Source organism: Pseudomonas sp. P5_A2_2, from assembly GCF_054177685.1.
On record NZ_JBGCUL010000667.1, the window covers coordinates 1 to 2515 of the forward strand.

Here is a 2515-nt window from a genome sequence, read left to right on the forward strand (position 1 = left end):
TTCTGGTCCTTGTTGTTAACCAGTTCCTCGAAGCCCTGCTCGAGGATGTGTTCCAGCTCGATCCGCCCAGTGATCAGCGGAGTGACGTCCAGGCGGCCGTCGGCGATCAGAGCGATGACATCGGCGAACTCACCGTTGTAGGCCAAGGCGCCAATGACCTGCTTTTCGGTGGCGACGATTTCGAAGAAGTTGAATTCGCTGGGTTCCTCGAAGATGCCCACCATCACGCAGCGCCCGCCCTTGCGAATGACATCGATAGCCAACTTGGCAGTGGTCTTGTGGCCGATGCACTCGAAGGAAACCGCGGCACCATATCCATCTGTCAGTTCGCGCACCGAAGCAATGGCATCGCACTGGCTGGGGTCAAGCACCTCGGTGGCCCCCACCTCAAGCGCCTTCGCCTTGCGCGCCGTGGACATTTCGAGAGCGATGATCCGGGCTGCACCCGCGGCACGGGCGCACATGATGGTGCACAGACCGATGGTTCCAGCGCCGACTACCACCACTGTCTGGCCGAGGAGGCTGCCGGCCTTCTTCACCGCGTGCATGCCAACTGCCAGAGGTTCGATCAGCGCGCCGGCCTCTGCCGGGAAACCTTCCGGCAGGCGGTACAGCAGATTTGCCGGGATGTTGACCAGTTCAGCGAACGCACCGTTGTTCATCAATCCGGTGAAGGCGAGGTTCTCGCACAGGTTGTATCGGCCCTGCTGGCAGAACCAGCATTTGCCGCAATGCTGGCAAGCATCGGCGGCCACACGCTCACCTACTGCAAAGTTCTGAACCCCCTCCCCCACGGAGACAATCTCGCCGCAGAACTCGTGGCCGAGAATGCACTGCCCTTTGAGGCCAGTGAGCGGATGGGCGGTATCAGTGGGAATGAATACCGGCCCGGCCAGGTATTCGTGCAGGTCCGAGCCACAGATGCCGCACCATTGCACACGGATTTGCACCCAACCCGCCTGAGGTTGCGGGGGGCAGGCAACGTCCTGCAGGCGGATGTCGCGTCGGCCATGCCAAACTGCGGCCTTCATCGTCGGTTGTCGGTACATGTCGGTCTCCTTCTTGTCGTTGTTGTGGCGGGCTCCGTTCACACGAACACCATTTCCAGAGCTTCTTGCGGTGCCGGATAGGCACTGTCGCGGGCGAACTGCACCGCAGCGTCGACGCGTCCCCGGGCACGTTCTTCAATGGCGGCGGCGCCGACCTCGTCCAGCACGCCCAGATCCAACAGGCGTTGGCGGTAAGCCGGAATCGGGTCCTTCGCCAGCAGGGCTTGCTTCTCGCCGGCAGGACGGTAGGTTTCGCCGTCACCCATGAAATGGCCGGCCAGGCGGTGAGTTTCGATCTCGATCAGGCTCGGCCCTTCACCGGCACGGGCCCGAGCAATGGCCTCACCGGCCGCGGCGAAGATGGCATCGGCATCGTTACCCGGGACGAACACGCCGGGCATGCCATAAGCGGCAGCACGCAGGTAGTTGCGCTCGATGGCAGTCGAAGAGGCCTTGGCCACCGAGATGCCCCAGGCGTTGTCCTCGATGACGAAGACCACCGGAAGCTTCCACAACGCGGCCAGATTCAGGGTTTCGTGGAAGGCTCCCTGGTTCGCTGCGCCTTCACCCAGGTAGGCCACGGCGACTCCGGACTTACCCTGCAATTGGCGCGATAACGCAGCACCAACCGCAGGGCCCATGCCTTGGGCGATGATGCCGGAGCAGGAGAAGTTCACCCGTGCGTCGAACAGGTGCATATGGCCGCCGCGGCCGCCAGACAGGCCGGTCTTTTTACCGAAGATCTCGGCGACCATCTCGTCCAGGTCTACGCCCTTGGCCACGGCGATGTGGTGCGGGCGGTGGGTGGCGGTAACGATGTCCTCCACCGCGAGATGGGCGCAGACACCGACGGCGCAAGGCTCCTGACCGTTGGACAGGTGCATCTCACCGGGAATTGGCCCATTGGCCATGTTGAATACAGGCGTCTTGCCTTCCATGTAAATTCGTTCGATAGACTCTTCCAGGTAACGGCTGACGAGCATCTGCTCGAGCATCCACAGTCGCTGGGCTTTGCTGGGCGTGGTCATGGGATTGGTTCCTCAGAGGGCGCGCTGGTTCATCAACGCGCCGATGTGCTCGGCCTGGCGCAGGGCCAGGGCGACAATGGTCAGGGTCGGGTTCTGCCCGCCGCTGGTGGTGAACTGGCTACCGTCAGAAACGAATAGATTGGGAATGTCGTGGCTCTGGCCCCATTTGTTCACCACGCCGTCGGAATCTTTGGCGCTCATGCGGTTGGTGCCCATGTTGTGACTGGCCGGGTAAGACGGCAGGCGGATCACCTCGGTGGCACCGACCGCCTCGTAGCACTTGCGGGTCTGCTCCACACCGTGATTACGCATGGCGGTGTCGAAGGCATGGTCGTCCTTGTGCACCACCGGGACGGGCAGGCCGTACTGGTCCTTCTCGGCGCCGTGGAGGGTGATGCGGTTGCTCTCCATGGGCAGGTCCTCACCGCACAACCACAC

General features: G+C 62.6%; 3 protein-coding genes. All 3 read right to left on the reverse strand.

What is annotated here, in order from left to right:
- The coding region (locus ACXRVY_RS23925; protein WP_458238420.1) for a 2,3-butanediol dehydrogenase at positions 1 to 1031 on the reverse strand (1031 nt) is incomplete at its 3' end.
- Positions 1032 to 1087: 56 nt separating this feature from the next.
- On the reverse strand, positions 1088 to 2077 hold the full coding sequence (locus ACXRVY_RS23930) for a thiamine pyrophosphate-dependent dehydrogenase E1 component subunit alpha (protein ID WP_223458786.1): 990 nt from the start codon (positions 2075 to 2077) through the stop codon (positions 1088 to 1090).
- A gap of 12 nt (positions 2078 to 2089) precedes the next feature.
- A partial coding sequence (locus tag ACXRVY_RS23935; protein WP_458238419.1) for a GMC oxidoreductase occupies positions 2090 to 2515 on the reverse strand: 426 nt, incomplete at its 5' end.

Bases quoted from the DNA above. Each gene is read 5' to 3' on its own strand.
- ACXRVY_RS23930 (WP_223458786.1), bottom strand. From the start codon at position 2,077: ATGACCACGCCCAGCAAAGCCCAGCGACTGTGGATGCTCGAGCAGATG.